The following is a 26,500-nucleotide window of genomic DNA, read 5'->3' as shown; positions in this document are numbered from 1 at the left end:
GGTTGTCAACCCCACCAGCACACCCCCCCGTTGACGCAGGATGCTGGCGGAAACACAGCCGCGAAAGACGGCCTCCCGAGCCGGGTAAGGTGCTCCGCTATGACCGACATAGAGTTCAGCTGGGTGATCGCAGGAGCCGTGCTCCTGGCGGGTGCCCTTGTCGCGGTGACCCTGATGAGCAAGGGACGCAAACCTGCGGCAGCGGCTGCCGACGGGGTGCAGAGCGACTCGTGGGAAGTGATGGAGGAGCGCCGCCGGCGCAAGGAGCGCGCGTACGCGACCGCCTCCTACCTTCTGCTCTTCTGCTGCGCCGGAGTGGCGGCGGCGCTGTCCTTCCAGGGGCTGGTCGGCTTCGGCCGGGAGAACCTGAACCTCTCGGGCGGCTGGGAGTACCTGGTCCCGTTCGGCCTGGACGGCGCGGCCATGTTCTGTGCGGTGATCGCGGTGCGCGAGGCGAGCCAGGGCGACGCGTCGCTGGGCTCGCGGATGCTGGTGTGGCTGTTCGCCGGTGCCGCCGCCTGGTTCAACTGGGTGCACGCGCCGCGCGGTGAGATGCACGCCGGTGCCCCGCAGTTCTTCGCCGGGATGTCGCTCTCCGCGGCCATCCTCTTCGACCGCGCGCTCAAGCAGACCCGCAAGGCGGCGCTGCGCGAGCAGGGCCTGGTGCCGCGTCCGCTGCCGCAGATCCGGTTCGTCCGGTGGATGCGGGCGCCGCGCGAGACCTACGGCGCCTGGTCGCTGATGCTGCTGGAGAACGTCCGCACCCTGGACGAGGCCGTCGAGGAGGTCCGCGAGGAGCGCCGTACCAAGGAGCTGGAGAAGGCCCGCCGCAAGGAGCAGCGCAAGCTGGAGAAGGCGCGGATCAAGGCGCTGGGCCGGCAGCAGCGGGTCGAGGTCGCGGTGGAGCAGGCCGGCGGGGACCGTACGGAGCCGGCGGCGCTGGAGTCGGGTCAGGCTCCCGGCGGACGGCGGGCGCTGGACGCCCCGGGCAGCGGCGGCACCGCCACCGCGACGGCCGCGTCCTCCCGTACCGACCTGTCCGGCGCGGACGGCCGGCTCAACTCTCTTGAGGAGAAACTGGCCCAGATCGAGCGTCAGTTCGGCTGAACCCGGACCCGGATGCGGCGCCGCTGATCGATATGCGGCAGCCTAAGGCCCATGGGGATATGGCAGCTGTTGCTGGTGGGCCTGGTGATGCTGTTGGGTCTGCTGGGCATCATGGTGCCCGGGGTGCCGGGATCACTGGCGGTGTGGGCGGCGGTGTTCTGGTGGAGTTCCGCCGAGGGCACCTCGCAGGCGTGGTGGGTGCTGGTCGCCGCCACCGCGTTATTACTGGTTCATCAGGTGGTGCAGTGGCTGCTTCCGGCCGCCGGCCGGCGGGAGGCCGGGGTACGGAAGCGTCAGCTGCTGTTCGCCGGGGGGACGGGGATCGTCGGTTTCTTCGTCCTGCCGGTGGTCGGGGTGGTGCCGGGATTCATCGGGGCCCTGTACGGGTGGGAGCGGGTCCGGCTCGGTGACCACGGCGCGGCGGTGGCCTCCACCCGCGTCATCATGCGCTCGGTCGGGCGCCGCATGCTGGTCGAACTGGCGGCATGTCTGCTGGTGACGGGGTTGTGGCTCGGCGTGCTGCGGTGGGGCTGAGGCCGGGCCGTGGCAGGCTGCGGCCATGACGGAGCAGGTTGAGTTCAGCCCCGCCGAGCGCGCCTACCTGGCCACCCAGCGGCTGGCCCGGCTGGCCACGGTGGATCCCGCCGGACGCCCGCAGGCCAAGCCGGTGGGCTTCTTCGCACAGGACGACGGCACGCTGCTGATCGGCGGCCAGGCGATGGGCGCCTCGGTCAAGTGGCGCAACCTGACGGTCAATCCCCATCTGTCGCTGGTCGTGGACGACCTGGCGAGCGTCACCCCCTGGCGGGTGCGCGGGGTGGAGATCCGCGGGGTGGCCCAGCTGCTGGTGGGCGAGGTGGATCTGGGCCCCGGTTTCAGCCCGGAAGTCATCCGGGTGCATCCGCGCCGCATCCTCAGCTGGGGACTGCCCGACTGAGTCCAACCCGGCTGACACCGGCCCGCCCGATCCGTGCGCCCGCCGCCCCGGGCCGGGGCGGGCGTCAGTCGCGATCGCCGGTCCGCGCCGCCGGGGTGACCTGCCACAGATGGTGGACCGCGTACGAACGCCACGGCCGCCAGCCCTCGGCGTCGGCCGCGGTGGCGCCGATACCCGCCAGACCGTGCCGCACCCCGGCGTCCCCCGGCAGGAAGACATCCGGGTCGCCCAGCGCCCGCATCCGCAGATAGCCGGCGGTCCACGGCCCGATCCCGGGCAGCGCGAGCAGCGCGGCCTCCGTCGCGTCACGGTCGGCGCCGGGGTCGAGGGTCACGGTGCCGTCGGCGAGCGCGGCGCACAGCGTGCGCAGCGTGCGGCGCCTGGCCCCGGGCATGCCCAGCTCGCCGAGCGGGGCGTCGGCGAGGGCGTCGGCGGTGGGGAAAACATGGGTGAGCGCGCCGTCGGGGGCCGGCAGGGGCTTGCCGTACGCGGCGACCAGGGTGCCGCCCAGGGTCCGGGCGCCGGACACCGTGATCTGCTGGCCGAGGACGGCGCGCACCGCCAGTTCGTGCGGCTGGGCGGCGCCGGGGGACCGCAGCCCGGGGCGGGCGGCGGCGAGCGGCCCCAGATGCGGATCGGCGGCGAACCGCTCGGCGACCGCGTACGGATCGGCGTCCAGGTCGAACAGCCGGCGCAGCCGCTGCACGGCCGTGGTGAGATCCCGCAGATCCGTCAGCAGCAGCCGGGCGGGCAGCCAGCCCTTCCCGTCATGCTCGCCCACCTCGGCGATGCCGCTGCCGTGCGGCAGGTCGAGGGAACGACGGTAGAGACGGTCGCCCGGCTCCCCCGTCATCTCCTCGATGCCCGTGATGGCACGGCGGCCCAGGAAGTCGAAGATCTCCCGGGCGGCGTACGGGCCCCGGTGGGCCAGCCGCAGCGGGACGCCGGCCCGGTCCTGGGGCGGGGCGGTACGGCCTCCGCGCACCTCGGTGGGGGTGCGGGCGTAGACCTGCCGGATCGTGTCGTTGAACTGCCGGACGCTGGAGAACCCGGCCGCGAAGGCGATCTCGGTGATCGGCAGCGCGGTGCTCTGGAGCAGGATGCGGGCGCTGTGCGCGCGCTGGGCGCGGGCCAGCGCGACGGGGCCCGCGCCGAGTTCGGTGGTGAGCTGGCGCTGCACCTGGCGGGGGCTGTAGCCGAGCCGGGTGGCGAGCCCGGTGACGCCGTCGCGGTCCACGACACCGTCGGCGATCATGCGCATGGCACGCCCGACCGCGTCGGCGCGGACGTTCCACTCCGCCGATCCGGGGACGGCGTCGGGGCGGCAGCGCCGACAGGCCCGGTAGCCGGCGGCCTGGGCGGCGGCGGCCGAGGGGTGGAAGGTGACGTGGGCCCGCTTGGGGGTGACGGCCGGGCAGCTGGGCCGGCAGTAGATGCCGGTGGTGCGCACGGCCGTGTAGAAGACCCCGTCGAACCGCTCGTCGCGGCTGCGGACCGCTTCGTACCTGCTGTCGTCGTCCATCACACTGCCCAGTGTGCGCCCGGCGCGGTCCGTCCACTGGCGGAAAACGGACACGGCCGTCGGGGCCGGAAACGCTATGGGTCGCGGCGGGCGGGGCCCGCCCCGGGACGGCGTGTACGGGCTATGGCCCGGCGGGCGCACCGGGGTGCGGGGGGCGGTGGTGCTCGTGCAGGACGGTGAGCAGGTGCGTGAATTCGTCCCGCTGTCCGGGGGTGAGGGGAGCGAGGAGTTCCTGCTGGGCGTCGGCGATGAGCCGTTCGAGGCGCTCCAGCCGGCGGCTGCCGGCCGGCGTGAGGGTGATGACATTGCGGCGGCGGTCGGCGGGATCGGGGGCGCGGTGGATGTACGAGGCGCCGGCGAGGTCGTTGAGGACGGCGACCATGTCGCTGCGGTAGATGCCGGTGCGGCGGCTGAGTCCGGCCTGGCTGGCGGCGCCGGTCTCGGAGAGTGCGGCGAGCACGGCGAAGTGCCACTTGTGAGCGCCTTCGGCCGCCAGGCGCTCGCCGACGAGCCGGTCGGCGACGATCGTGATCCCGGCGAGCAGGCGGCTGGGGATCGCGCTCAGGCGGGCCGGCGTGGGTTCTGGGGTCGGGCTCATCCATCCTCCTTGCGTTAGTGCCACTAACGGTTTAATTTCGTTAGTGGCACTAACGTTCATGTCGCACATGATTCCTCATGGAGTGAAGATCATGATCCAGCCGTTCCGCATCGACATACCCCAGAGCGACCTCGACGATCTGATGGACCGTCTCTCCCGCACCCGCTGGCCCAACGAGGTCGCCGATGCCGGGACGGACTACGGCTTTCCGCTGGCACGGCTGAGGGAGCTCGCCGAGTACTGGCGCACCGGCTACGACTGGCGCGCGCAGGAGGCCACTCTCAACGAACTTCCGCACTTCACCACCGAGATCGACGGCCAGAACATTCACTTCGTCCACGTCCGGTCCACGAAGCCGGACGCGCTCGCGCTGATTCTCACCCATGGCTGGCCCGGATCGTTCCTGGAATTCCTCGATGTGATCGAGCCGCTCTCGCGCGACTTCCACCTGGTGATCCCGTCCCTCCCCGGCTACGGCTTCTCGGGGCCGACCCACGAACGGGGCTGGGACATCCTGCGCGTCGCCCGGGCCTGGGCCGAGCTGATGCGCCGTCTCGGCCACCGGCGCTACGGTGCGCAGGGCGGCGACTTCGGCTCGGCCATCTCGCTCACCCTCGGCGCGGTCGCACCCGAGCAAGTCGTCGGCGTCCACGTCAACTACCTGCCGACCGCGCCGGACCCAGATGCCGGAATCGCGTTGACGGAAGAGGAGGAAGCCCGGCTCGACCGGGTGCGGCAGCTGATGGCCGCCCGTCCCCCGTACCAGGCCCTGCAGGCCACCACCCCGCAGACCCTCGGCTACGCCCTGACCGACTCCCCGGTCGGTCAGCTCGCCTGGATCGCGGAGCGCTTCGCCCAGTGGTGCGACCCGCGCACGCCGGTCGGCGACGAGCGGATGCTCACCGACATCTCCCTGTACTGGCTGACCGCGACCGCGGCCTCCTCGGCGCGGTTGCACCGCGAGGCGCCGCGGCGGATCCCGTCGTGTCCGGTACCGCTCGGCGTCGCGGTATTCGCCCACGACATCACGCAGTCGGTGCGACCGCTGGCCGAGCGGCTGTACGACATCAGGCACTGGTCGGAGTTCGAGCGCGGCGGCCACTTCGCGGCGATGGAGGTGCCCGAGCTGTTCGCCCGGGACGTCCGGGACTTCTTCCTCACCCGCCTCGCGCCCTGACCGGGCACATCCACGGACCGAACGACACGGCCGGCCCCGGGGCCGATCCGGCCGCCGGTACCGGCCGGAGCGGCACCGGTCGTCAGGCCAGCCGGGCCGGGAAGCCGCCGGTGGCGATCGGGCCCCAGTGGGTGGGGGTGATCCGGATCAGGGACTTGCCCTGCCGGGTCATCGCCGCGCGGTACTCGTCCCAGTCCGGGTGCTCGCCGGCGATGTTGCGGTAGTAGGTGACGAGCGGCTCCAGTGCCTCGGGCAGGTCGAGCACCTCGGCGGTGCCGTCGACCTGGACCCAGGGGCCGTTCCAGTCGTCCGACAGGACGATCAGGGAGACCCGCTCGTCACGGCGGGCGTTCCTCGTCTTGGCGCGCTCGGGGTACGTGGAGACCACGATCCGGCCGTCGTCGTCCACCCCGCAGGTTAGCGGGGAGCCCTGCGGGGTGCCGTCCGCGCGCCGGGTGAGCAGGATGGCGCGGTGCCTGGGGCGGACGAACTCCAGCAGTCCGGGCAGTTCGACACGGGTGTTGGTGGCGATGGAGGGACTCATGGCGCCCGACCCTAGCCGACCGCGGCCCCTCCCCCGGCGGATGCCGGGGGAGGGCGTGGCATCAGGCGGCCATCGCCACCTCGGCGCCGGCCGGGGTCAGCGCCAGCTCCAGCACCTGGCGGACATCGGTGACCGGGTGCACCTCCAGGTCCGCCAGCACCTCGCGGGGCACGTCGTCCAGATCGGGCTCGTTGCGCTGCGGGATGATCACCGTGGTGATACCGGCCCGGTGCGCGGCGAGCAGCTTCTGCTTGACGCCGCCGATCGGCAGCACCCGGCCGGTCAGCGAGACCTCACCGGTCATCGCCACGTCCGGCCGCACCTGGCGCCCGGACAGCAGCGAGGCCAGCGCGGTGGTCATGGTGATGCCGGCGCTGGGGCCGTCCTTGGGCACCGCCCCGGCGGGAATGTGCAGATGGACGCCGCGTTCCTTGAGGTCACCGACCGGCAGTTCCAGTTCGGCGCCGCGCGAGCGCAGGTAGGACAGGGCGATCTGGCCGGACTCCTTCATGACGTCGCCCAGCTGGCCCGTGAGGCTCAGCCCGGCGCCGCCGGTCTCCGCGTCCGCCAGCGACGCCTCGATGTACAGCACGTCGCCGCCGGCGCCGGTGACCGCGAGCCCGGTGGCCACGCCGGGGACCGCCGTACGCCGCTGCTCGGGCGACTGGGCCGCCTCGGGCGTGTGGTGCGGACGGCCGATGAGGCCGCGCAGATCATCCTCGGTGACGGTGTACGGCAGGGTCAGTTCGCCCAGCTCGTTGCGGGCGGCGACCTTGCGCAGCAGCCGGGCAAGGGAGCGTTCCAGGGAACGCACGCCCGCCTCGCGGGTGTACTCGCCGGCCAGCTTGCGCAGCACGCCGTCGGTCACCCCCACCTCGGCGGGGTCCAGGCCCGCCCGCTCCAGCTGGCGGCGCAGCAGGTGCTCCCGGGCGATGGTGACCTTCTCGTCCTCGGTGTAGCCGTCGAGCTGCACCAGTTCCATCCGGTCGAGCAGCGGCTGCGGGATGCCCTCCAGCATGTTGGCGGTGGCCAGGAAGACCACGTCGCTGAGGTCGAGTTCGACCTCCAGGTAGTGGTCGCGGAAGGTGTGGTTCTGGGCCGGGTCCAGGACTTCGAGCAGCGCGGCGGAGGGGTCGCCCCGGTAGTCGCTGCCGACCTTGTCGATCTCGTCCAGCAGGATGACGGGGTTCATCGACCCGGCCTCCTTGATGGCGCGCACGACGCGTCCGGGCATGGCACCCACGTACGTACGGCGGTGGCCGCGGATCTCGGCCTCGTCGCGGACGCCGCCCAGCGCGACCCGGACGAAGCTGCGGCCCATGGCGCGGGCCACGGACTCGCCCAGCGAGGTCTTGCCGACGCCGGGCGGGCCGACCAGGGCGAGGACGGCGCCGCCGCGCCGGCCGCCGATGACGCCCAGGCCCTTGTCGGAGCGGCGCTTGCGCACGGCCAGGTACTCGGTGATGCGTTCCTTGACGTCGGTGAGCCCGGCGTGGTCGGCGTCCAGGACGGCCTTGGCGCCGGTGATGTCGTAGGCGTCCTCGGTGCGGTGGTTCCAGGGCAGTTCGAGGACGGTGTCCAGCCAGGTGCGGATCCAGCTGCCCTCGGGGGAGGCGTCGGAGGAGCGCTCCAGCTTGTCGACCTCCTTCAGGGCCGCCTCGCGGACCTTCTCGGGGAGGTCGGCGGACTCCACGCGGGCGCGGTAGTCCTCGCCCTCGTCGGCGGCGTCGCCGTTCAGCTCGGCCAGTTCCTTGCGGACGGCCTCCAGCTGGCGGCGCAGCAGGAATTCCCGCTGCTGCTTGTCGACGCCCTCCTGGACGTCCTTGGCGATGGACTCGGCGACATCCTGTTCGGCCAGGTGATCGCTGAGCAGGCGCAGGGCCAGCCGGAGCCGTTCGACCGGCTCGGTGGTCTCCAGCAGTGTGAGGCGCTGCTCGGTGGTGAGGAACGGGGAGTAGCCGGCGTTGTCGGCCAGGGCTCCGGGGTCCTCGATCTGCTGGAGCCGGTCGACGACCTCCCAGGCGCCGCGCTGGCGCAGCCAGGCGGTGGCCAGGGCCTTGTACTCCTTCATCAGCTCGGTGACGGCGCCGGGCAGCGGGGTCGGCTGCTCCTCGGCGACGGGGGTGCCCTCGACCCACAGCGCGGCGCCGGGTCCGGTGGTGCCGGAGCCGATCCGCACCCGGCGCAGGCCGCGGATCAGGGCGCCGGGGCCGCCCTCGGAGAGCCGTCCGACCTGTTCGACGCGGCCGGCGACGCCGGTCGCGGCGTAGGAGCCCTCGATCCGCGGCACCAGCAGGACGCGGGGCTTCTCACCGGCGGGGGCCGCCGCCTGGGCGGCCTCGACCGCGGCGCGGACCTCGGGGTCGGACAGTTCCAGCGGGACGACCATGCCGGGCAGCACGACCTCGTCGTCCAGGGGCAGCACGGGCAGGGTGAGTGTGTCGGATGACGATGTCGGTGCCATGACCTCTCCCTCAGCAGACAAGTTGAGTTCACTGCACTCAATGCCGGAGGGCGGCGGGATGTTCCCCGGAGGGCGGGCGTTCGCTGTGAGCGATCAGAGCGGGACCCTGTGCGTCCCCGTGCGGGCGCGCGGGCGTGCTTCGGCCACCGCGCGGGTGGCCGTGCCCGGACGGGCGGGCCGGTCAGCCCTCCCGCAGCAGCCGCTGCAGGAAGGCGGCGGTGGCGGTCGGCGGCTCGGCCCGGAGCACGACCTGGTTCATCACGTGCCGGTACAGCTCTATCTCGGCGGGCTTGTCCGGGTAGACGCCGCCGGTCAGCTGCTCCAGGTACACCACGTCGGGCAGCTCGGCGCCCGGCGGGCGCAGCACCGTCACCGGGCCGCCCACCGCCGCGTGCCCGCCGGCCGAGAACGGCAGCACCTGGATGCTGACGTGCGCCAGCCGGGAGATCTCCAGCAGATGCCCCAGCTGCTCGCGCATCATCGCCGCGCTGCCCATGGAGCGGCGCAGCGCCGCCTCGTCGATCACCGCCCACAGATGGGGCGGGCCCGGCCGGTGCAGAATGCGCTGCCTGGCCATCCGCAGCTCGACCCGGCGTTCCAGCAGCCCGTCCTGCGGCTCGGGGGTGAGCCGGTGCACGGCGCGGCTGTACCCCTCGGTCTGGAGCAGCCCCGGAATGAACTGCTGCTCATACGTACGGATGACCACGGCCGCCTGCTCCAGGCCGAGGAAGACGTTCAGCCAATTGGGCACCACATCGTGGTACGCGTGCCACCAGCCGGGGGTGTTGGACTGCCGGGCCAGAGCCAGCAGGGTGGCGCGCTCGGCGGAGTCGGTCACCCCGTACAGCGTCAGCAGATCATCCACGTCGCGCAGCTTGAACCCGGTGCGGCCCATCTCCAGCCGGCTGATCTTGGAGTGCGAGGCACGGATCACCTCGCCCGCCTCCGCGCCGGTGATCCGGCGGGCCTCGCGCAACTTGCGCAGCCTGGCACCCAGGATCATGCGGGGGACGGTGGGCCCGGATCTGCGGTCGTCCAGGGGCGCCCCGGCGCGCTCACTCACGGCTCTTGTCACGCCCATGTCCGCTCCCATGCCGTAGCCGCGAACGCCTCACTGTACTAGAACCCTTACCCCGCGATCCGGCGCGCACCGTGACCGACTTGGCGCCCCGGCGGTCGGTGCCCCGGATGCGCCGGCGGCGGTCGTCGCCCGCCCGGCGCAGGCGCTCCAGCTCCTCCCGCAGCTCCCCGCGCTGCCACGCCTTCGCCCAGCGGCGCGCGGTCACCATGGGGTCGTCCGGCTCCGGGATGCCCTGCGCCTCGGCCCGCGAACGGCGGGACTTGACGGCCGCCGCCATCGCCGCCCCGGCGGCGGCGCGGGCCCGCTCACTCTCGGCACGGGCGGCGGCGGTGGTGGCGGTGGGCCAGATCCGGTCCACGGCGGCGTTCAGCGCGGCACCGACCAGCACGGCGAAGGCGGACAGCGCCAGCCACAGCAGGATCGCCACCGGCACCGCCAGCGACCCGTACATGCTGGGCCCCTCGACGGTCGCGCGCAGATACGCCTTGAGGGCGTACGCGCACGCCGCCCAGATGGTCAGCGCCACCAGCGCGCCGGGGATGTCCTCGCGCCAGGGCGACCGCACCGGCACCGACACGTGGTACAGCGTCGTGAGGAAGGAGACGCACAGCAGCAGCAGGAGCGGCCAGTACGTGTAGCGCAGCGCGCCGGACAGCTGCGGCACCCACTCGGCGACCACACCGGGGCCGATCACCATGGCGGGCACGGCGATCGCGCCAACCACCATGCTGACCACGTACATGGAGAACGCCAGCAGCCGGGTGGTGGCCGGGTTGCGGTGGCCATCGAGCCCGTACATGACGGTGATGGTGCCGACGAAGACGTTCATCGCCCGCGAGCCGGACCACAGGGCGACGATGAAGCCGAAGGACATCACGTCGGGGCGCGGCCCGGAGACGAGATCGTTGATCAGCGGCGTGATGACCTCGTCCACACCCCGGTCGGAGAGCATCGCCCCGGACAGCTCCAGGATGTGGCCGCGCACGGTGGGCAGGGCCGTGGTGCCGGCCACCGCGTCCAGGCTGGAGAGCAGCCCGATCAGGCCCAGCAGCAGCGGGGGCAGGGAGAGCAGGGTGAAGAACGCCGCCTCGGCGGCCATGCCCATCACCCGGTGCTCGGAGCAGGAGGTGACGGTGTCCTTCAGCAGCAGCCAGGAGAGTCTGCCCTTGGGGATGTTGCGGTAGACGGCGCTGCGCGAGGGGCGCCCGCGCCGTCTGCGCTCCCGTTTCTCCTGCTTCTTCTCCTGCTTTCTGTCGTTCCCGCTGTCCTTCCTGCTGTCATTCCTGTCGTGCTGGTCGTGCTTCCTGCCGGGCGCGGGGTCCGGTGTCCGGCTCCCGGCCCCCTCCCCGGTCGTGCCCCGTGCTGCTTCCCCCCGCCGCGCCGCGCGCTGCCTGCGCTGTCCCTCCGGTATGGGTGCTGACTGTTCGGCGTTCACGCGCATAACGTAACCGCATGACCTCCACCTCCAGCACGCACAGGGTGACCAACCAAGTTCCGCCCCTGGTGGGCCACGACGTCTTCGGCGCGGACGCCGCGCTGCGGGAGGCGGTGGAGCGCCACAGCGGTGATCCGGGGCAGGCGGCGCGCAGCGCGGCGGAGTTGAGCGAGCTGGGCCGGGCGGCCGGCTCGCGGGAGGCGCAGGAGTGGGGGCGGCTGGCCAACGAGAACCCTCCGGTGCTGCGCACCCACGACCGTTACGGCGAGCGGATCGACGAGGTGGAGTTCCACCCGTCCTGGCACCGGCTGCTGGAGCGCGGGGTGGCCGCCGGTCTGACGGCGGCGTGGCCGCGTACGGACGGCCACCTGCGGCGCGCCGCCGCGTTCGTGGTGTGGTCGCAGGTGGAGGCGGGGCACGGCTGTCCGCTGTCGATGACGCACGCCGCGGTGCCCGCGCTGCGCGCCGAGCCTGCTCTGGCCGCGGCGTGGGAGCCGCTGCTGACCTCCACGGTGTACGAGCCGGGGCTGCGCCCGGCGGCCGGCAAGGCGGGGGTGCTGGCCGGGATGGGGATGACGGAGAAGCAGGGCGGCTCGGACGTGCGGGCCAACACGACCGAGGCAGTACCGCTCCAGGAGGACGGGGCGTACGCGCTGCGCGGTCACAAGTGGTTCTGCTCGGCGCCGATGTCGGACATGTTCCTGGTGCTGGCGCAGGCGCCCGGCGGGCTCACCTGCTTCCTGCTGCCCCGGGTGCTGCCGGACGGCAGCCGCAACACCTTCCTCATCCAGCGGCTGAAGGACAAGCTGGGCAACCGTTCCAACGCCTCCGCCGAGGTGGAGTTCGACGGTTCAACCCTGGCGTGGCGGGTCGGCGAGGAGGGGCGCGGGGTGGCCACCATCATCGAGATGGTGGCGGCGACCCGGCTGGACTGCGTGGCCGGGTCCGCGGCGATCATGCGGCAGGCGGTGACCCAGGCGGTGCACCACGCGGCGCACCGTTCGGCCTTCGGCGGCGCGCTGATCGGCAAGCCGCTCATGCGCAACGTCCTGGCGGACCTGGCGCTGGAGTCGGAGGCGGCGACCGCGCTGACGATGCGGCTGGCCGCGGCGCAGGACCGGGCGGCGGCGGGCAGCGCCTCGGAGCGGCATCTGCTGCGGCTCGCGGTGCCGGCGGCCAAGTACTGGGTGACCAAGCGCTGCACCCCGCTGACGGTGGAGGCGCTGGAGTGCCTGGGCGGCAACGGCTACGTGGAGGAGTCCGGGATGCCGCGGCTGCTGCGCGAATCGCCGCTGAACTCGATCTGGGAGGGCGCGGGCAATGTGCAGTCCCTCGATGTGCTGCGGGCGTTGCAGCGTGAACCGATGGCGCTGAACGCGTTCCTGACCGAGGTGGGGCAGTCCTCCGGCGCCGACCACCGGCTGGACGCGGCGATCAAGGACGTGCTGACGGAGCTGTCGGACCTGGAGGGCATCGAGGGGCGGGCGCGGCGGCTGGTGGAGCGGCTGGCGCTGGTGCTACAGGGGTCGCTGCTGGTCCGGTACGCCCCGGCGGCGGTGGCCGACGCGTTCTGCGCCTCGCGGCTGGGCGGGGAGGGCGGGCTCGCCTTCGGGACGCTGCCGAAGGGTCTTGACCTGGAGGCGGTGGTGGAGCGGGCGCTGCCCCGGTAGGAGTGGGACGCCTGTGATGGATTGACTTTCTCCCCCTCGTGGACGAGGGGGATTCCTACGGCTCGCGCCGGGGGGTTTTCTGCTTCGTCGCCGAGTGCCCGCCCGGAGTTCTCCGTTGAGGTCTTACACCGGCTCCACAGACCGATGCCGCCAGCCCGGCGGCCTTGAGGTTGCGTGCCGCGTTCACATCCCGGTCATGGGAGGCGCCGCAGCTCTCGCACGTCCATTCCCGGACGTGCAGCGGCATGGCCCTGGCGAGGGTGCCGCAGGCGGAGCACAGCTTGGAGGAGGGGAAGAAACGGTCGACCGCGATCACTTCCCGCCCGTACCAGGCGGCCTTGTACTCCAGAAGCCCCCGGAATTCGGCCCAGGACGCGTCGCTGATGGCGCGGGCCAGGCTCCGGTTCTTGACCATGTTGCGCACGGTCAGGTCCTCGATCACGATCGTTTGGTTCTCACGAACGAGCCGAGTAGACAGTTTGTGCAGGTGATCCCGGCGCCGGTCGGTGATCCGGGCATGGATCCGGGCCACCTTCCGCCGGGCCTTGACCCGGTTCGCGCCATCGCCCCTGGCCTTGCGGGACAACGCCCGCTGGGCCCTGGCGAGCCGGGCCCGGTCGCGGCGCTCGTGCCTCGGGTTGGTGATCTTCTCCCCGGTCGACAGGGTCAGCAGGTGGTCCAGGCCGACATCGACCCCGACCACCGCGTCCGTGGCCGTGAGCGAACGCACCGACGCGTCCTCGCACAGCAGGGATACGAACCAGCGCCCCGCGGCGTCCTGGGAGACGGTCACCGTGGACGGCGCGGCCCCCTCAGGCAGCGGACGCGACCACACAACATCCAGCGGATCGGACATCTTCGCCAGGGTGAGCCGCCCCTCACGGAACCGGAAACCACTGGTGGTGTACTCGGCGGACCTCCGCGACCGCTTCCGCGACTTGAACCGCGGATACCTCGCCCGCTTCCCGAAGAAGTTCGCGAACCCAGCCTGCAAATGCCGCAGCGTCTGCTGCAACGGCACCGAGGACACCTCATTCAGGAAGGCCAGCGCCTCGGTCTTCTTCCACACCGTCAACATCGCCGAGGTGGCATTGTAGTTCACCCGCTCACCCCGCGCCCACGCCTCCGTCCGGGCGGCGAGCGCCATGTTGTAGACCTTCCGCACACACCCGAACGTGCGCGACAGCTCAGCCGCCTGCGCATCACTCGGATAGAAGCGGTACTTGAACGCCCGCTTCACCCGGCCCATGCCCATACTCACAAACTAACTGGGGGCAATCGGTAAAATTCAACTGCGAGTCAGAACACCGCGATCCACCCTCACGGCGCATCGCGGTCCCTCGCCCCGCTCCACAGGAGCCCGCTTCCTCCCCTGCCTGAAGGCAGGGGTATCCACGGAGGAATCAGATGAGTACCTCGCCGTCCCCGGACCCCGCCCACGACGCCGCCGCCCCCGCCGCCCGTGTCACCGTCACCACCTGGTACCTGGAGCAGACGGAGCCGCGGGAGCCGGGCCCGGCCCGCCGTCCGGCGCCCGGCGCGGAGGTCCGGATCGAGCGGGCGGCGGTGCCCAGCCCCGAGTTCAGCCGCTTTCTGTACACGGCGGTGGGCCAGGACGTCGCCTGGACCGACCGGCTGCCGTGGGGCCTGGCCCGCTGGCGGGCGCATCTGGAGCGGCCGGGGGTGGAGACCTGGGTGGTGTACGAACGCGGCACCCCCGGCGGCTTCGTCGAACTGACCGCCCAGGACGCCGGGGTGGTGGAGATCAGCTACTTCGGGCTGCTGCCCGCCTTCCGGGGCCGTGGCCTGGGCGGGCTGCTGCTGGCCGAGGGCACCGCCCGCGCCTGGGACCTGGCCGGGCGGTGGCCGGACCGCGAGCCGACGCGGCGGGTGTGGGTGCACACCTGCTCCCAGGATGGGGAACACGCCCTGGAGAACTACCGGCGGCGTGGTTTCCGGCTGTACAACACCCGGGTCGAGGAGGAGCCGTACGCGGCGCAGCCCGGCCCCTGGCCGGGCGCATAACGGGGCCCTCACCAGCACGTCTCTGCATATGAGACTCATCCGTCCACATCACGGACGACTCTGGACTGCCCGACAGCGCCCGTGCGACGCTGACCGGCATGTCGCGAGCTGGAACCGCCCTGGTGAGCAGGCGCCACATCGACCTCGGTCGCATGTGCAGCGCCATGTGTCCGCACTGCTGAGCGCCACCGCGCGCCGGCCGCCCTTCCCCGGTGCGTCTCCCTGACAACCGGCCGCCCGACGTCGACTCTGCCCCGTTCCGCCACGTTTCCGTGGACCCCCGTGGGTCAGAGCCTCTTTGCTGCCTGCCGAAGGACGAAAGAAGCATGTCCGAGCCCGCGAAAAAGCCCGCTGCCCCCCACCGTCGCAAAGCCGGACGCCACCGCGGCGAAGGCCAGTGGGCCGCAGGACATTTCACCCCGCTCAACCCGAACGAGCAGACCAAGAAGGACGACGACGGTCTCAACGTACGGACGCGCATCGAAACCATCTACGCGCAGCGCGGGTTCGACTCCATCGACGGCGCCGACCTGCGCGGCCGGATGCGCTGGTGGGGGCTGTACACGCAGCGCCGCCCCGGCATCGACGGCGGCAAGACCGCCGTCCTGGAGCCGGAGGAGCTGGACGACGAGTACTTCATGCTGCGGGTGCGCATCGACGGCGGCCGGCTGACCACCGCCCAGCTGCGCGTGATCGCCGAGGTCTCGCAGGAGTTCGCCCGCGGCACGGCCGACATCACCGACCGGCAGAACATCCAGTACCACTGGATCCGCATCGAGGACATGCCGGAGATCTGGCGCCGCCTGGAGGGCGTGGGCCTGTCCACCACCGAGGCGTGCGGCGACACCCCGCGCGTCATCGTCGGCTCCCCGGTGGCCGGCATCGCCGCCGACGAGATCGTCGACGGCACCCCCGCCATCGAGGAGATCCAGCGCCGCGTCATCGGCAACAAGGCGTTCTCCAACCTCCCGCGCAAGTTCAAGGCCGCCATCTCCGGCTCCCCCCAGCAGGACGTGGCGCACGAGGTCAACGACATCGCGTTCGTCGGCGTCCAGCACCCCGAACGCGGCCCCGGCTTCGACCTGTGGGTGGGCGGTGGCCTGTCCACCAACCCCAAGATCGGGGTCCGGCTGGGCGCCTGGGTGCCGCTGGAGGAGGTCGCCGACGTGTACGAGGGCGTCGTGGGCCTCTTCCGCGACCACGGCTACCGGCGGCTGCGCACCCGGGCCCGGATCAAGTTCCTGATCGCCGACTGGGGTCCGGAGAAGTTCCGGCAGGTGCTGGAGGACGAGTACCTGCTGCGCCGGCTGGCCGACGGCCCCGCCCCGGCCGCCCCGGTGGACCAGTGGCGCGACCACATCGGGGTGCACCCGCAGCGCGACGGCCGGTACTACGTCGGCTTCGCGCCCCGGGTGGGCCGGGTGGACGGGACGACCCTGGCGAAGATCGCCGACCTCGCCGAGTCGCACGGCTCGGGCCGGGTGCGGACCACCGTGCAGCAGAAGATGCTCATCCTCGACGTCCCCGAGGACCGCGTCACCTCGCTGACCGAGGGTCTGACGGCGCTGGACCTGGCCGCGCAGCCCTCCCCGTTCCGGCGCGGCACCATGGCCTGCACCGGCATCGAGTTCTGCAAACTGGCGATCGTGGAGACCAAGGGCCGCGGCGCCTCCCTGATCGACGAACTGGAGCGCCGGCTGCCCGGCTTCACCGAGCCGCTCACCATCAACATCAACGGCTGCCCCAACTCCTGCGCCCGCATCCAGATCGCCGACATCGGGCTCAAGGGACAGCTGGTGACGGACGCCGAGGGCCGGCAGGTCGAGGGATTCCAGGTGCACCTGGGCGGATCGCTGGGCCTGGAGCCCGGCTTCGGCCGCAAGGTGCGCGGCCTGAAGGTCACCTCCGCCGAACTCCCGGACTACATCGAGCGGGTGCTGCGCGCCTTCGAGGAACAGCGCACCGAGGGCGAGCCGTTCGCGAAGTGGGCGGCGCGGGCCGACGCGGAGGCGCTGTCATGAGCGAGCGGGCCGCCCCGTACTACTGCCCCTACTGCGGCGACGAGGACCTGCGCCCCTCCGAGGAAGGGCACGGCGCCTGGGAGTGCGCGGCCTGCAACCGCGCCTTCCGGCTGTCGTTCCTGGGACTGCTGGCGAGCGGGCTGCGGCAGCGACCGCCGGGAGAGGAACCGATATGAGCGCCCCCCGTACCGCCACCGAACTGCGCGCGCTCGCCGAACGGGCGGGCCGGGAGCTGGAGGAGGCCCCGGCGCTGGAGATCCTGCGCTGGGCCACCGGCACCTTCGGCCCGCGGTTCTGCGTGACCTCCTCCATGGAGGACGCCGTCGTCGCCCATCTCGCCTCCCGGGCGCGCTCCGGCGTCGATGTGGTCTTCCTCGACACCGGCTACCACTTCCCGGAGACCATCGGCACCCGCGACGCGGTCGAAGCGGTGATGGACGTCCGCCTCATCACCCTCACCCCGCGCCGCACCGTCGCCGAACAGGACGCCGAGTTCGGCCCCGCGCTGCACGACCGCGACCCCGACCGCTGCTGCGCGCTGCGCAAGGTGGCCCCGCTGGAGCAGGGACTGGCCGGGTACGAGGCGTGGGCCACCGGGCTGCGCCGCGACGAGTCCCCCACCCGCGCCGGCACGCCGGTGGTCGGCTGGGACGAGCGCCGCGGCAAGGTCAAGGTCTCCCCCATCGCCCGCTGGACCCAGGACGACGTGGACCGTTACGTCGCCGAACACGGGGTGCTCACCAACCCGCTGCTCCAGGACGGCTACGCCTCCATCGGCTGCGCGCCGTGCACCCGCCGGGTACGCCCCGGCGAGGACGCGCGGGCCGGGCGCTGGGCCGGGCGCGGCAAGACCGAGTGCGGGCTGCACGGCTGATGGCGGCGCACGACACAGGGACAAGCGCAGGCACGGGACAGGGACAGGAGGAGAGGACCCGATGAGCGAGCAGGGTCACGGCCGCGGCAGCGGCGGCGCCACCGTGTGGCTGACCGGACTGCCCAGCGCCGGCAAGACCACCATCGCCCGCGCCCTGGCCACCCGGCTGGGGCACGAGGGCCGCCGGGTGGAGGTGCTGGACGGCGACGAGATCCGTACGTTCCTCTCCGCCGGGCTCGGCTTCGACCGCGCCGACCGGGACACCAACGTGCGGCGCATCGGCTTCGTCGCCGAACTCCTCGCCTCGCACGGGGTGCTGGCCGTGGTCCCGGTCATCGCCCCCTACGCGGACAGCCGCGAGGCCGTGCGCAAGCGGCACGAGGCGGCCGGGACGGCGTACCTGGAGATCCATGTCGCCACGCCCGTCGAGGTCTGCTCGCAGCGCGATGTGAAGGGCCTGTACGCCCGGCAGGCGGCCGGTCGGCTGTCCGGCCTCACCGGCGTCGACGACCCGTACGAGGAGCCGGCCGCCCCCGACCTGCGGCTGGCCACCGAGGGCCGGAGCGTCACGGAATCGGCGGACGTGGTGCACGCGCTGCTGACGGAGCGGGGGGTGCTGGCATGAGCGGCGGCGAACCGTACACGCTGACCCACCTCGATGTGCTGGAGTCGGAGTCCGTGCACATCTTCCGCGAGGTGGCCGGGGAGTTCGAGCGCCCGGTGATCCTCTTCTCGGGCGGCAAGGACTCCATCGTCATGCTGCACCTGGCGCTGAAGGCGTTCGCCCCGGCGCCGGTACCGTTCTCCCTGTTGCACGTGGACACCGGGCACAACTTCCCCGAGGTCCTCGCCTACCGCGACCGCGTCGTGGCCCAGCACGGACTGCGCCTGCACGTGGCCTCCGTGCAGGAGTTCATCGACCGCGGCGAGTTGCGCGAGCGCCCCGACGGCACCCGCAACCCGCTGCAGACCGTTCCGCTGCTGGACGCCATCCGCCGGCACCGCTTCGACGCCGTCTTCGGCGGCGGCCGGCGCGACGAGGAGAAGGCCCGCGCCAAGGAGCGGGTGTTCTCGCTGCGCGACGAGTTCGGCGGCTGGGACCCGCGCCGCCAGCGCCCCGAGCTGTGGCAGCTCTACAACGGACGGCACGCCCCCGGCGAGCACGTCCGGGTCTTCCCGCTGTCCAACTGGACCGAGCTGGACGTGTGGCAGTACATCGGCCGGGAGAAGATCGAGATCCCCGCCATCTACTACGCCCACCACCGCGAGGTGTTCGCCCGCTCCGGCATGTGGCTGGCCCCCGGCGAGTGGGGCGGGCCGCGCGACGGCGAACGCACCGAGCACCGCCAGGTGCGCTACCGCACGGTCGGCGACATGTCCTGCACCGGCGCCGTCGAATCGGACGCGGAGACCATCGAGCAGGTCATCGCCGAGATCGCCGCCTCCCGCCTCACCGAGCGCGGCGCCACCCGCGCCGACGACAAGCTCTCCGAGGCCGCCATGGAGGACCGCAAACGCGAGGGGTACTTCTGATGACCGACACCACCTCACTGCTGCGCTTCGCCACCGCCGGGTCGGTCGACGACGGCAAGTCCACCCTGGTGGGCCGGCTGCTGCACGACTCCAAGTCGGTGCTCTCCGACCAGCTCGCCGCCGTCGAGGCCGCCTCCCGCAACCGGGGGCAGCAGACGCCCGACCTGGCGCTGCTCACCGACGGGCTGCGCGCCGAGCGCGAGCAGGGCATCACCATCGATGTCGCCTACCGCTACTTCGCCACGCCACGCCGCCGGTTCATCCTGGCCGACACCCCCGGGCACGTGCAGTACACCCGCAACATGGTCACCGGTGCCTCCACCGCCGAACTCGCCGTGGTCCTGGTCGACGCCCGCAACGGCGTCGTGGAGCAGACCCGCCGGCACGCCGCCGTCGCCGCCCTGCTGCGTGTCCCCCATGTCGTCCTCGCCGTCAACAAGATGGACCTCGTCGGGTACGCCGAGCCGGTCTTCGCCGCGATCGCCGGGGAGTTCGCCGCGTACGCCGCCTCGCTGCGCGTCCCCGAGGTGACCGCGATCCCCATCTCGGCGCTCGCCGGGGACAACGTGGTCACCCCCTCGGCGCACATGGACTGGTACGGCGGCCCCACGGTGCTGGAGCACCTGGAGACGGTTCCGGTGGGCCACGACCCGGCCGCCGAGCCGGCCCGCTTCCCGGTGCAGTACGTCATCCGGCCGCAGACCGCCGAGCACCCCGACTACCGGGGGTACGCGGGGAGGCTGGCCTCCGGGGTGCTGCGCGTCGGCGAGCCGGTCACCGTCCTGCCCTCCGGGCGGACGAGCACGGTGGCGGGCATCGACGCGCTGGGCACCACGGTGGACGTGGCGGCGGCGCCGCAGTCGGTGACCGTGACCCTCGACGACGATCTCGACATCTCGCGCGGCGATGTCCTGGTGCCCTCCGGCGGCGGGCCGCTGCCCACCCAGGACATCACCGCCACCGTGTGCCATCTGCACGACCGGCCGCTGGCCCCGGGGGCCCGGGTGCTGCTCAAGCACACCACCCGCACGGTCAAGGCCCTCGTCAAGGAGATCCCCTCGCGGCTGACCCTGGACGATCTCTCCCAGCACCCGGCGCCCGGCGAGCTGGCCGCCAACGACATCGGCACGGTGGTGCTGCGCACCTCGGAGCCGCTGCCGCTGGACCCGTACGCCCTCTCCCGGATCACCGGTTCGTTCCTGCTGATCGACCCGGCGGACGGCTCCACCCTCACCGCCGGCATGGCGGGCGACGCCTTCGCGGACCCGGCCGGCGACACCGCCGGCACCGGCGCGGCGGCGGACGAGGAGGGGTGGGACTTCTGATCATGGTCAAGGACGTCTTCTCGACCTTCGCGAAGGAGGGTGGCCGGGTCGGCAGCGGCGCGCTGGGCGCCGGCCACGGCGGGATCGCGCGATGTGCGGGCCACTGAGCTCCCACGCCGCCCGTCCCGCACGACCCTCCGCCGGCCTCCGGCCGGGAGGTTTCCCCACCCGACCGGCGCTGCCCCGGCACGTCGTCCGGTCCCCCGAGAGGACTCCCCCTTGACCACCGCGCGCCGCTCCCTGCTGACCGCCGCCGTCGTCGCCCCGCTGCTCATCGGCGCGACCGCCTGCGGCTACGGCTCCAACTCCTCCGACGAGGGCGACAAGACCTCGCAGGAGAGAACCGGCGAGAAGCTGTCCACCGACAACGTCAACATCGGCTACTTCGCCAACATCACCCACGCCACCGCCGTCATCGGCCTCCAGGACGGCGGGCTGATCGACCAGGAACTGGGCGGTACCGGCTTCACCCCGTCCGTCTTCAACGCCGGACCCTCCGCCATCGAGGCGCTCAACGGCGACTCCATCGACGTGACCTTCATCGGCCCCAACCCGGCCATCAACGGCTGGGCCCAGTCCGGCGGCCGCAACCTGCGGATCGTCTCCGGGGCGGCCTCCGGCGGCGCCTCCCTGGTCGTCAACCCCGACCGGGTCGCCGGGCTGGATGACCTGGCCGGCAAGACCCTGGCCACCCCGCAGCTGGGCAACACCCAGGACGTCGCGCTGCTGAGCTACCTCGCGAACCAGGGCTTCGAGGTCGACGCGGAGACCGGCGCCGGCGACGTGGACGTCGTCCGTGTCCCCAACGCCGAGATCCCGGCCGCCTTCGAGGGCGGCGACATCGACGGCGCGTGGGTGCCCGAGCCGACCGCCGCCCGGCTGGTCGCCCAGGGAGCGGTGGAGATCCTGGACGAGGGCGAGCTGTGGGAGAACGGCCAGTACGTCGTCACCCATGTCATCGCCTCGCAGAGCTTCCTGGAGGAGCACCCGGACGTCGTGGAGGCCATCATCCGCGGGGTGGTGCGGACCAACGCCTGGATCAACGAGCACCCCGAGGAGGCCAGGGAGCAGTTCAACACCGCCATCGCCGCCCTGCCCGGCGGCAGTGAGCTGCCCCAGGAGGTCCTCGACCCGGCCTTCGACCATGTGGAGTTCCTGAACGACCCGCTGGCCGACTCGCTGCGCGTCAGCGCCGAGAGCACGGTCAACGCCGGGCTGCTGGACGAGGTCGACCTGAACGGGATCTACGACCTCTCGCTGCTGAACAAGGTGCTGTCCGAAGAGGGCCAGGAGCCGGTCAGCGACGGCGGCCTCGGTGTCGAGTGACGACCCCTCCCACAGATTCGACGACCACGAGGTGACAGCGATGGCCACCGCACTCAACACATCGGACGCACCGGCCCCCACGGGCCGGGAGGGGGCCGCGGACACCCCGGCCGTACGGCTCGACCAGGTGTCGAAGTCGTTCGGCCGGGCGGGGCGGGCGCAGCTCGTCCTGGACAGCATCTCACTCGATGTCGCACCCGGTGAGTTCGTGACCCTGCTCGGGGCGTCCGGCTGCGGCAAGTCGACGTTGCTGAACCTGGTCGCCGGGCTCGACGCGCCGACCTCCGGGACCATCTCGGTCCCGGGGGGCCGGCCGGCCCTGATGTTCCAGGAACACGCGCTGTTCCCGTGGCTGACGGCCGGCCAGAACATCGAGCTGGCGCTGCGGCTGCGCGGCCTGCCCAAGGCGGAGCGCCGCCCGGAGGCCGAACGGCTGCTGGAACTGGTGCGGCTGAGCGGCTCCTACGGCAAGCGGGTGCACGAACTGTCCGGCGGTATGCGGCAGCGGGTGGCGCTGGCGCGGGCGCTGGCCCAGGACAGCAGCCTGCTGCTGATGGACGAGCCGTTCGCCGCGCTGGACGCCATCACCCGCGACGTGCTGCACGAGGAGCTGACCCGGATCTGGTCCGAGACCGGCGTCTCGGTGCTGTTCGTGACGCACAACGTCCGGGAGGCGGTGCGGCTGGCGCAGCGCGTCGTACTGCTGTCCTCCCGGCCCGGGCGGATCGCCCGTACCTGGCGGGTGGACATCCCGCAGCCGCGGCGGATCGAGGACGCCGAGGTGTCGGCGCTGTCCGTGGACATCACCGACCAGCTGAGGGGGGAGATCCGGCGCCATGGTCAGCACTGAGAAGACGGACGGGACCGGGAAAACCGCGAAGACCGCGGAGCCGGCCGAGCCGGCCGGGGGGCAGCACGGCGACCTGGCGGGCCTCGAAGCGGGCCTGGACGCCCTGGACACCAGGGCGGCGGACGAACGGCCCCCGCTGGGGCGGCTGCTGCTGAGCAAGCTGGTGCCGCCGCTGGTGGCGGTGGCGCTCGTCCTGGCGGTGTGGCAGCTGGTGTACGCGGCGGAGATCAAGCCGGACTACATCCTGCCGGGCCCGCTGGATGTGTGGGCCGCCATCGAGAAGATGTGGCTGGACGGGGTCCTGCTGGGATACATCTGGACCAGCGTCTCGCGCGGGGTGCTGGGCTTCGCCATCGCCATCGCGGTCGGCACCCCGCTGGGGCTGCTGGTGGCGCGGGTGAAGGTGGTGCGGGCGGCGATCGGGCCGATCCTCACCGGGCTCCAGTCGCTGCCGTCCATCGCCTGGGTGCCGGCCGCGCTGATCTGGTTCGGGTTCACCGACGCCACGATCTACACGGTGGTGCTGCTGGGCGCGGTGCCCTCGATCGCGAACGGCATCGTGGCGGGCGTGGACCAGATCCCGCCGCTGTATCTGCGGGCCGGGCGGATGCTGGGCGCGCGCGGGCTGACCAGTGTGCGGCACATCCTGCTGCCGGCCGCGCTGCCCGGCTATCTGGCCGGTCTCAAGCAGGGCTGGGCGTTCTCCTGGCGCTCGCTGATGGCGGCGGAGCTGATCGTGAACTCGGCGAAGCTGGGCACCGGGCTCGGCCAGCTGATGGACGGCTTCCGGCAGATGCAGAACATGTCCGGGGTGCTGGCCACCATCATCCTGATCCTGCTGGTGGGGATCGCGATCGATCTGCTGTTCTTCTCCCCGCTGGAGCGGCGCGTGCTGCGCAGCCGCGGTCTGCTGGCGAGGAACAACTGACCGGCGCGGCCCCGCTGCTGCTGATCGCCCACGGCAGCCGGGACCCGGGGCACGCGGCGACCGTGCACGCGCTGGCGGCGCGGATACGGTCGCTGCGCCCCGGGCTCCGGGTGACGGTGGGCTTCCTGGAGTTCAACGGCCCCCCGGTCCGGGAGGCGCTGGCGGGTCTGTACGGGGACGGCGAGCGGGAGGTGACCGCCGTCCCGCTGCTGCTCACCCGGGCGTACCACGCGAAGACGGACATCCCGGCCGCCCTGGCCGCCTGCGCCGGGGCGTTGCCGGGCATGACGGTGCGCCGGGCGGAGGTGCTGGGCCGCGATCCCCTGCTGCTCGCGGCGCTGGAACGGCGGCTGGCCCGGGCCGAAGTCCTGGGCCACGGCGTACGGGTGCCGGACGTCACCGGCGCCGCGATCCACGGCGCGTGGCGGTCCGGGCCGGTGACGGTTGCGGACACCGCGCGGTGCCCCTCGCCCGGTCACCGCGCCCGGTCCCGCACGGGCATTGTGCTGGCCGCCGCCGGATCCTCCGATCCGGCGGCGATCGAAGCGGTCGCCTCCCTCGCGCGCCAGTGGGCGTGTACCGGAGGCTGGGGTGCCGTGCGGCCCGCGTTCGCGGCCGGTGCGCCGCCCGGCACGGCCGATGCCGTCCGCGCGCTGCGCGCGGACGGCATCGAACGGGTGCTGGTCGCCCCGCTGGTGATCGCGCCGGGCCGGCTGCCGGCCCGGATCGCCGCCGGGGCCCGGGAGGCCGGCGCGGACGCCCTGGCGCCCGTGCTGGGTGCCGCCCCCGAGCTGGCGGCCCTGCTGCTGCGCCGGTACGACGAGGCGAACGCGGTCGCCTACTGCGCGGCGGGCACGTACTTGTAGCCCACCCGCCGGACCGTCACGATCCGCTCCCGGTACGCCGCGCCGAGCTTGCGGCGCAGCCGCGCGACGTGCACGTCCACGGTCCGCTGGTCGCCGACCGGGCCGTAGCCCCAGATCGTGGAGACCAACTGCTCGCGGCTGTACACGCGGTGCGGGTGCCGCATCAGATGGGACAGCAGCTCGAACTCCAGGTAGGTGAGCTCCAGCAGCGTCCCGTCCACGCGGGCGGTGCGCTCGTCCTCGTCGATGGTGATGCCCCGGCCGCGCTCGGTCCGGCCGGTGGGCGCGGCGGCGTGGGCGGCGGCGGTGGGCAGGGAGATCAGCTCGGACAGCTGGGTGCCCGCGGGAGCGAGGACCAGGTAGCCGACCAGCGGTACGGAGCTGTCCACGCCTTCGGGGACAACGGTGATGGTCATGTCGGACAGGTCTGACAGGGGTGTGGTCAGCTGCGGCATGATCGGCTCCTGCACGGATATGGGGCGGTCGAAGCCTTGAACGGTCATGCGGTCGGTGCCTTTCCAGAGGTCACTGAGGTCACTGCGGCAGGGGCGCGGAACCGGCGGCGGTGGACGCGGGGAGCGCTTCGATGAAGTCGTCGATCGCGTCGAACAGGCGCAGTTCGGCCTCGGGACGGATCTGCGCGGATCCGTCGGGGCGGCGGGCTATGTCGTCCTCCAGCTGGTAACAGCCGCCGACCACGTGCCGGGCGCGCAGTGCGGTGAGCACCGGGCGCAGCGCGTAGTCGATGGCCAGGACGTGGGCGTAGCCGCCCCCGGTGGCCAGCGGCAGCACCGTCTTGCCCGCGAGACCCGACTGCGGCAGCAGATCGAGGAAGGTCTTCAGCAGGCCGGTGTAGGCCGCCTTGTACACGGGGGTGGCGACGATCAGCCCGTCCGCGACGGCGACATCCTCCAGCGCGCGCCGCAGCACGGCGCCCGGCCGGCGGATGCCCAGCAGTTCCTCGGCCGGCAGTTCCCGCAGTACCAGGTGCCCCGCGTCGAATCCGGTGAGCGAGAGCCGGTCGATGGCGTGCTGCACCAGTGCGGCGGTGCGCGATTCCCTGGTCGGACTGGCCGATACCGCGAGAATGTGCGTCATGAATCACTCCGGGTTCATCGAAAACCAGAAAAGGGCCGGGGAAATCGGGCATGGCGAGGCAGGGCTGGGTGGCACGGTGGCGCGATTTCCGGTTGGAGCCGCAGAAATGACGGGATACCGCCCGCCGGCGGTGGGGATTCAAAGACGCGGCTGGTGCCGGAGATTCACGGCCACTGCGGGCCGGAGAAGGTCAGCTGTGCTGTGTTCAGTGGCCGTTGGCACAGATAGCGCTGGCCTGCCGTCGCAGATCGACGTGCAGGCGCGTCACGAGAACGTCAGCTTGACTCACAGTACGTGAGCTTGCCAGCAACCTCCGGTCGGCGTCAAGGTATTGCCGCTCCGTCTCAATTGCTGGAACAACGGCAAACGGGCGGGGGTCATATTTCGCCGGATGACGTCCGTGAAAACTCGGGGGCCGCTTGACCGGGGCGCGGGTGGGCTGCCAATGTGGCCCTCATGTCGACCGGCAAGCGCTTCTTCTCCAGGCAGCACGTGGACTTTGTCCGCGTGGCCAGCGCGCTGTGTCGCCGCGGCCGTCCCTGACGGTCGCGCCCGGTGTCAGCCGTGGGCGCGGCGTCCCGCATTCCGCCCACCGCATCCGGCACCGCGCACGAGGTCATCCATGTCTGTTTTCTCTGCCACGCCCCGCTCCTCCGCAGCCGACGAAGTCCCCTTCTCCCCCGCCCGGCTGGCCGAGACCGTGCGCCGGGTCGCCGCCCGGCCCGAGTCGTGGCGGGCGCTGGCCCGCTTCACCTCGTCCGAGCGCTGGTACCACCGGCTGCACCGCGCCGAGGGGTACGAGGTGTGGCTGCTGACGTGGCTGCCGGGCCAGGGCACCGAGATCCACGACCACGGCGGCTCGGCCGGGGCGTTCACGGTGGTGGAGGGGACGCTGAGCGAGGAGACCTTTCCGGGGGCGCGGCGGCTTCCGGTGGGCGGGCTGCGGTCGTTCGGCCCGCGCTATGTGCACCGGGTGAGCAACCGCGGCACCGAGCCGGCGCTCAGCGTCCACGCGTACGGCCCGGCGCTGGCCTCGCAGAACTACTACCGGCTGGGGGCGGACGGCGCGCTGCTGCTGGACCGCACCGACACGATCGACGACTGAGACCGGGAACGCAC

At 72.4% G+C, this 26,500-nt stretch carries 27 protein-coding genes; 17 read left to right on the top strand and 10 right to left on the bottom strand.

Annotated features, from left to right (window positions below; all coding sequences use genetic code 11):
* Positions 1-99 precede the first annotated feature (99 nt).
* The 3 genes from ACTFAP_RS24400 to ACTFAP_RS24390 are packed head-to-tail and all read left to right on the top strand — an operon-like array spanning position 100 to position 2,044.
* A complete protein-coding gene (locus ACTFAP_RS24400) occupies positions 100-1,107 on the top strand; it encodes a DUF2637 domain-containing protein (RefSeq protein WP_030730574.1) in 1,008 nt (335 codons plus the stop codon).
* Positions 1,108-1,158: 51 nt separating this feature from the next.
* Positions 1,159-1,641, top strand: a complete 483-nt coding sequence (locus ACTFAP_RS24395; protein ID WP_495682332.1) for a DUF456 family protein — start codon at positions 1,159-1,161, stop codon at positions 1,639-1,641.
* Between the two features lie 25 nt (positions 1,642-1,666).
* A complete protein-coding gene (locus tag ACTFAP_RS24390) occupies positions 1,667-2,044 on the top strand; it encodes a PPOX class F420-dependent oxidoreductase (protein WP_390121753.1) in 378 nt (125 codons plus the stop codon).
* A gap of 64 nt (positions 2,045-2,108) precedes the next feature.
* On the opposite strand, the gene ACTFAP_RS24385 is transcribed toward ACTFAP_RS24390, so the two are convergent.
* Positions 2,109-3,566: an AlkA N-terminal domain-containing protein gene (locus ACTFAP_RS24385; protein ID WP_495685010.1), complete on the bottom strand. Its 1,458-nt coding sequence runs from the start codon at positions 3,564-3,566 to the stop codon at positions 2,109-2,111.
* A gap of 121 nt (positions 3,567-3,687) precedes the next feature.
* Positions 3,688-4,164, bottom strand: a complete 477-nt coding sequence (locus ACTFAP_RS24380) for a MarR family winged helix-turn-helix transcriptional regulator (protein WP_500467392.1) — start codon at positions 4,162-4,164, stop codon at positions 3,688-3,690.
* Positions 4,165-4,255: 91 nt separating this feature from the next.
* Between ACTFAP_RS24380 and ACTFAP_RS24375 the strand changes: the two genes are divergently transcribed.
* The gene (locus tag ACTFAP_RS24375; RefSeq protein ID WP_495682330.1) at positions 4,256-5,341 is read left to right on the top strand and encodes an alpha/beta fold hydrolase; all 1,086 of its coding nucleotides are present in this window, start codon (positions 4,256-4,258) and stop codon (positions 5,339-5,341) included.
* 82 nt (positions 5,342-5,423) lie between these two features.
* Here ACTFAP_RS24375 and ACTFAP_RS24370 read toward each other — a convergent pair whose 3' ends face one another.
* The 4 genes from ACTFAP_RS24370 to ACTFAP_RS24355 all read right to left on the bottom strand — a co-directional run bounded on the left by ACTFAP_RS24370 (position 5,424) and on the right by ACTFAP_RS24355 (position 10,865).
* Positions 5,424-5,885 carry a TIGR03618 family F420-dependent PPOX class oxidoreductase gene (locus ACTFAP_RS24370; protein ID WP_495682329.1) on the bottom strand — a complete coding sequence of 154 codons (462 nt, stop codon included), beginning with the start codon at positions 5,883-5,885 and terminating at the stop codon, positions 5,424-5,426.
* 61 nt (positions 5,886-5,946) lie between these two features.
* The gene (gene lon, locus ACTFAP_RS24365) at positions 5,947-8,349 is read right to left on the bottom strand and encodes an endopeptidase La (RefSeq protein WP_500467391.1); all 2,403 of its coding nucleotides are present in this window, start codon (positions 8,347-8,349) and stop codon (positions 5,947-5,949) included.
* A gap of 181 nt (positions 8,350-8,530) precedes the next feature.
* Positions 8,531-9,430, bottom strand: a complete 900-nt coding sequence (locus tag ACTFAP_RS24360) for a Sco1979 family transcriptional regulator (protein ID WP_500467390.1) — start codon at positions 9,428-9,430, stop codon at positions 8,531-8,533.
* The gene (locus tag ACTFAP_RS24355) at positions 9,405-10,865 is read right to left on the bottom strand and encodes a YhjD/YihY/BrkB family envelope integrity protein (RefSeq protein ID WP_495682326.1); all 1,461 of its coding nucleotides are present in this window, start codon (positions 10,863-10,865) and stop codon (positions 9,405-9,407) included. Before ACTFAP_RS24355 ends, ACTFAP_RS24360 begins: the two co-directional genes overlap by 26 nt.
* Positions 10,866-10,882: 17 nt before the next feature.
* Here ACTFAP_RS24355 and ACTFAP_RS24350 point away from each other — a divergent pair, with 17 nt between their 5' ends.
* Positions 10,883-12,535 carry an acyl-CoA dehydrogenase family protein gene (locus ACTFAP_RS24350; RefSeq protein ID WP_495682325.1) on the top strand — a complete coding sequence of 551 codons (1,653 nt, stop codon included), beginning with the start codon at positions 10,883-10,885 and terminating at the stop codon, positions 12,533-12,535.
* 55 nt (positions 12,536-12,590) lie between these two features.
* On the opposite strand, the gene ACTFAP_RS24345 is transcribed toward ACTFAP_RS24350, so the two are convergent.
* Positions 12,591-13,790 carry an RNA-guided endonuclease InsQ/TnpB family protein gene (locus ACTFAP_RS24345; protein WP_500467389.1) on the bottom strand — a complete coding sequence of 400 codons (1,200 nt, stop codon included), beginning with the start codon at positions 13,788-13,790 and terminating at the stop codon, positions 12,591-12,593.
* Positions 13,791-13,942: 152 nt separating this feature from the next.
* On the opposite strand from ACTFAP_RS24345, the gene ACTFAP_RS24340 reads away from it, so the two are divergent.
* The 11 genes from ACTFAP_RS24340 (at position 13,943) to ACTFAP_RS24290 (ending at position 24,283) form a co-directional block, all read left to right on the top strand.
* Positions 13,943-14,560, top strand: a complete 618-nt coding sequence (locus tag ACTFAP_RS24340; protein ID WP_500467388.1) for a GNAT family N-acetyltransferase — start codon at positions 13,943-13,945, stop codon at positions 14,558-14,560.
* Between the two features lie 326 nt (positions 14,561-14,886).
* Positions 14,887-16,581 carry a nitrite/sulfite reductase gene (locus ACTFAP_RS24335; RefSeq protein WP_500467387.1) on the top strand — a complete coding sequence of 565 codons (1,695 nt, stop codon included), beginning with the start codon at positions 14,887-14,889 and terminating at the stop codon, positions 16,579-16,581.
* A complete protein-coding gene (locus ACTFAP_RS24330; RefSeq protein ID WP_030730543.1) occupies positions 16,578-16,757 on the top strand; it encodes a hypothetical protein in 180 nt (59 codons plus the stop codon). Before ACTFAP_RS24335 ends, ACTFAP_RS24330 begins: the two co-directional genes overlap by 4 nt.
* On the top strand, positions 16,754-17,455 hold the full coding sequence (locus ACTFAP_RS24325; protein WP_500467386.1) for a phosphoadenylyl-sulfate reductase: 702 nt from the start codon (positions 16,754-16,756) through the stop codon (positions 17,453-17,455). The genes ACTFAP_RS24330 and ACTFAP_RS24325 overlap by 4 nt, the downstream gene beginning before the upstream one ends.
* Before the next feature lie 61 nt (positions 17,456-17,516).
* Positions 17,517-18,080, top strand: a complete 564-nt coding sequence (gene cysC, locus ACTFAP_RS24320; RefSeq protein ID WP_500467385.1) for an adenylyl-sulfate kinase — start codon at positions 17,517-17,519, stop codon at positions 18,078-18,080.
* Entirely contained in the window at positions 18,077-18,988 is a 912-nt protein-coding gene (cysD, locus tag ACTFAP_RS24315) for a sulfate adenylyltransferase subunit CysD (RefSeq protein WP_500467384.1), read from the top strand. The genes cysC and cysD overlap by 4 nt, the downstream gene beginning before the upstream one ends.
* Entirely contained in the window at positions 18,988-20,313 is a 1,326-nt protein-coding gene (locus ACTFAP_RS24310; RefSeq protein WP_390121737.1) for a sulfate adenylyltransferase subunit 1, read from the top strand. The genes cysD and ACTFAP_RS24310 overlap by 1 nt, the downstream gene beginning before the upstream one ends.
* 219 nt (positions 20,314-20,532) lie before the next feature.
* Positions 20,533-21,639, top strand: coding sequence for an ABC transporter substrate-binding protein (locus ACTFAP_RS24305; protein ID WP_500467383.1), 1,107 nt, complete (start codon positions 20,533-20,535; stop codon positions 21,637-21,639).
* A 40-nt stretch (positions 21,640-21,679) separates the two neighbouring features.
* Complete coding sequence (locus ACTFAP_RS24300; protein ID WP_500467382.1) at positions 21,680-22,489, top strand: ABC transporter ATP-binding protein; 810 nt, start codon at positions 21,680-21,682, stop codon at positions 22,487-22,489.
* Positions 22,476-23,417, top strand: a complete 942-nt coding sequence (locus tag ACTFAP_RS24295; RefSeq protein WP_451747461.1) for an ABC transporter permease — start codon at positions 22,476-22,478, stop codon at positions 23,415-23,417. Before ACTFAP_RS24300 ends, ACTFAP_RS24295 begins: the two co-directional genes overlap by 14 nt.
* Positions 23,414-24,283: a sirohydrochlorin chelatase gene (locus ACTFAP_RS24290; RefSeq protein WP_500469553.1), complete on the top strand. Its 870-nt coding sequence runs from the start codon at positions 23,414-23,416 to the stop codon at positions 24,281-24,283. The genes ACTFAP_RS24295 and ACTFAP_RS24290 overlap by 4 nt, the downstream gene beginning before the upstream one ends.
* On the opposite strand, the gene ACTFAP_RS24285 is transcribed toward ACTFAP_RS24290, so the two are convergent.
* From ACTFAP_RS24285 to ACTFAP_RS24275, 3 genes are all read right to left on the bottom strand, one after another.
* The gene (locus ACTFAP_RS24285; protein ID WP_390121733.1) at positions 24,256-24,786 is read right to left on the bottom strand and encodes a winged helix-turn-helix domain-containing protein; all 531 of its coding nucleotides are present in this window, start codon (positions 24,784-24,786) and stop codon (positions 24,256-24,258) included. The two genes, ACTFAP_RS24290 and ACTFAP_RS24285, sit on opposite strands and share 28 nt — an antisense overlap.
* Before the next feature lie 31 nt (positions 24,787-24,817).
* Positions 24,818-25,381: an NADPH-dependent FMN reductase gene (ssuE, locus tag ACTFAP_RS24280; protein ID WP_386536863.1), complete on the bottom strand. Its 564-nt coding sequence runs from the start codon at positions 25,379-25,381 to the stop codon at positions 24,818-24,820.
* A 205-nt stretch (positions 25,382-25,586) separates the two neighbouring features.
* Positions 25,587-25,670 (bottom strand): putative leader peptide, encoded by an 84-nt coding sequence (locus ACTFAP_RS24275; protein WP_354341493.1) that lies wholly within the window; start codon positions 25,668-25,670, stop codon positions 25,587-25,589.
* A gap of 333 nt (positions 25,671-26,003) precedes the next feature.
* Between ACTFAP_RS24275 and ACTFAP_RS24270 the strand changes: the two genes are divergently transcribed.
* Positions 26,004-26,486, top strand: coding sequence for a cysteine dioxygenase (locus tag ACTFAP_RS24270; RefSeq protein WP_500467381.1), 483 nt, complete (start codon positions 26,004-26,006; stop codon positions 26,484-26,486).
* Positions 26,487-26,500: the final 14 nt, after the last annotated feature.

Source organism: Streptomyces sp. PH9007 (assembly GCF_059813725.1).
The sequence above is the reverse complement of the archived record's forward strand: the minus strand, read 5'-3'. Positions and strand labels throughout refer to the sequence as shown.

Coding starts and splice junctions, on each gene's coding strand:
- ACTFAP_RS24380 (WP_500467392.1), bottom strand. CDS start 4,164: ATGAGCCCGACCCCAGAACCCACGCCGGCCCGCCTGAGCGCGATCCCC.
- ACTFAP_RS24370 (WP_495682329.1), bottom strand. CDS start 5,885: ATGAGTCCCTCCATCGCCACCAACACCCGTGTCGAACTGCCCGGACTG.
- ACTFAP_RS24360 (WP_500467390.1), bottom strand. CDS start 9,430: ATGGGCGTGACAAGAGCCGTGAGTGAGCGCGCCGGGGCGCCCCTGGAC.
- ACTFAP_RS24325 (WP_500467386.1), top strand. CDS start 16,754: ATGAGCGCCCCCCGTACCGCCACCGAACTGCGCGCGCTCGCCGAACGG.
- ACTFAP_RS24385 (WP_495685010.1), bottom strand. CDS start 3,566: ATGGACGACGACAGCAGGTACGAAGCGGTCCGCAGCCGCGACGAGCGG.
- ACTFAP_RS24270 (WP_500467381.1), top strand. CDS start 26,004: ATGTCTGTTTTCTCTGCCACGCCCCGCTCCTCCGCAGCCGACGAAGTC.
- ACTFAP_RS24335 (WP_500467387.1), top strand. CDS start 14,887: ATGTCCGAGCCCGCGAAAAAGCCCGCTGCCCCCCACCGTCGCAAAGCC.
- ACTFAP_RS24390 (WP_390121753.1), top strand. CDS start 1,667: ATGACGGAGCAGGTTGAGTTCAGCCCCGCCGAGCGCGCCTACCTGGCC.
- lon (WP_500467391.1), bottom strand. CDS start 8,349: ATGGCACCGACATCGTCATCCGACACACTCACCCTGCCCGTGCTGCCC.
- ssuE (WP_386536863.1), bottom strand. CDS start 25,381: ATGACGCACATTCTCGCGGTATCGGCCAGTCCGACCAGGGAATCGCGC.
- ACTFAP_RS24300 (WP_500467382.1), top strand. CDS start 21,680: ATGGCCACCGCACTCAACACATCGGACGCACCGGCCCCCACGGGCCGG.
- ACTFAP_RS24285 (WP_390121733.1), bottom strand. CDS start 24,786: ATGACCGTTCAAGGCTTCGACCGCCCCATATCCGTGCAGGAGCCGATC.
- ACTFAP_RS24340 (WP_500467388.1), top strand. CDS start 13,943: ATGAGTACCTCGCCGTCCCCGGACCCCGCCCACGACGCCGCCGCCCCC.
- ACTFAP_RS24295 (WP_451747461.1), top strand. CDS start 22,476: ATGGTCAGCACTGAGAAGACGGACGGGACCGGGAAAACCGCGAAGACC.
- cysD (WP_500467384.1), top strand. CDS start 18,077: ATGAGCGGCGGCGAACCGTACACGCTGACCCACCTCGATGTGCTGGAG.
- ACTFAP_RS24330 (WP_030730543.1), top strand. CDS start 16,578: ATGAGCGAGCGGGCCGCCCCGTACTACTGCCCCTACTGCGGCGACGAG.
- ACTFAP_RS24375 (WP_495682330.1), top strand. CDS start 4,256: ATGATCCAGCCGTTCCGCATCGACATACCCCAGAGCGACCTCGACGAT.
- cysC (WP_500467385.1), top strand. CDS start 17,517: ATGAGCGAGCAGGGTCACGGCCGCGGCAGCGGCGGCGCCACCGTGTGG.
- ACTFAP_RS24400 (WP_030730574.1), top strand. CDS start 100: ATGACCGACATAGAGTTCAGCTGGGTGATCGCAGGAGCCGTGCTCCTG.
- ACTFAP_RS24310 (WP_390121737.1), top strand. CDS start 18,988: ATGACCGACACCACCTCACTGCTGCGCTTCGCCACCGCCGGGTCGGTC.
- ACTFAP_RS24350 (WP_495682325.1), top strand. CDS start 10,883: ATGACCTCCACCTCCAGCACGCACAGGGTGACCAACCAAGTTCCGCCC.
- ACTFAP_RS24345 (WP_500467389.1), bottom strand. CDS start 13,790: ATGGGCATGGGCCGGGTGAAGCGGGCGTTCAAGTACCGCTTCTATCCG.
- ACTFAP_RS24395 (WP_495682332.1), top strand. CDS start 1,159: ATGGGGATATGGCAGCTGTTGCTGGTGGGCCTGGTGATGCTGTTGGGT.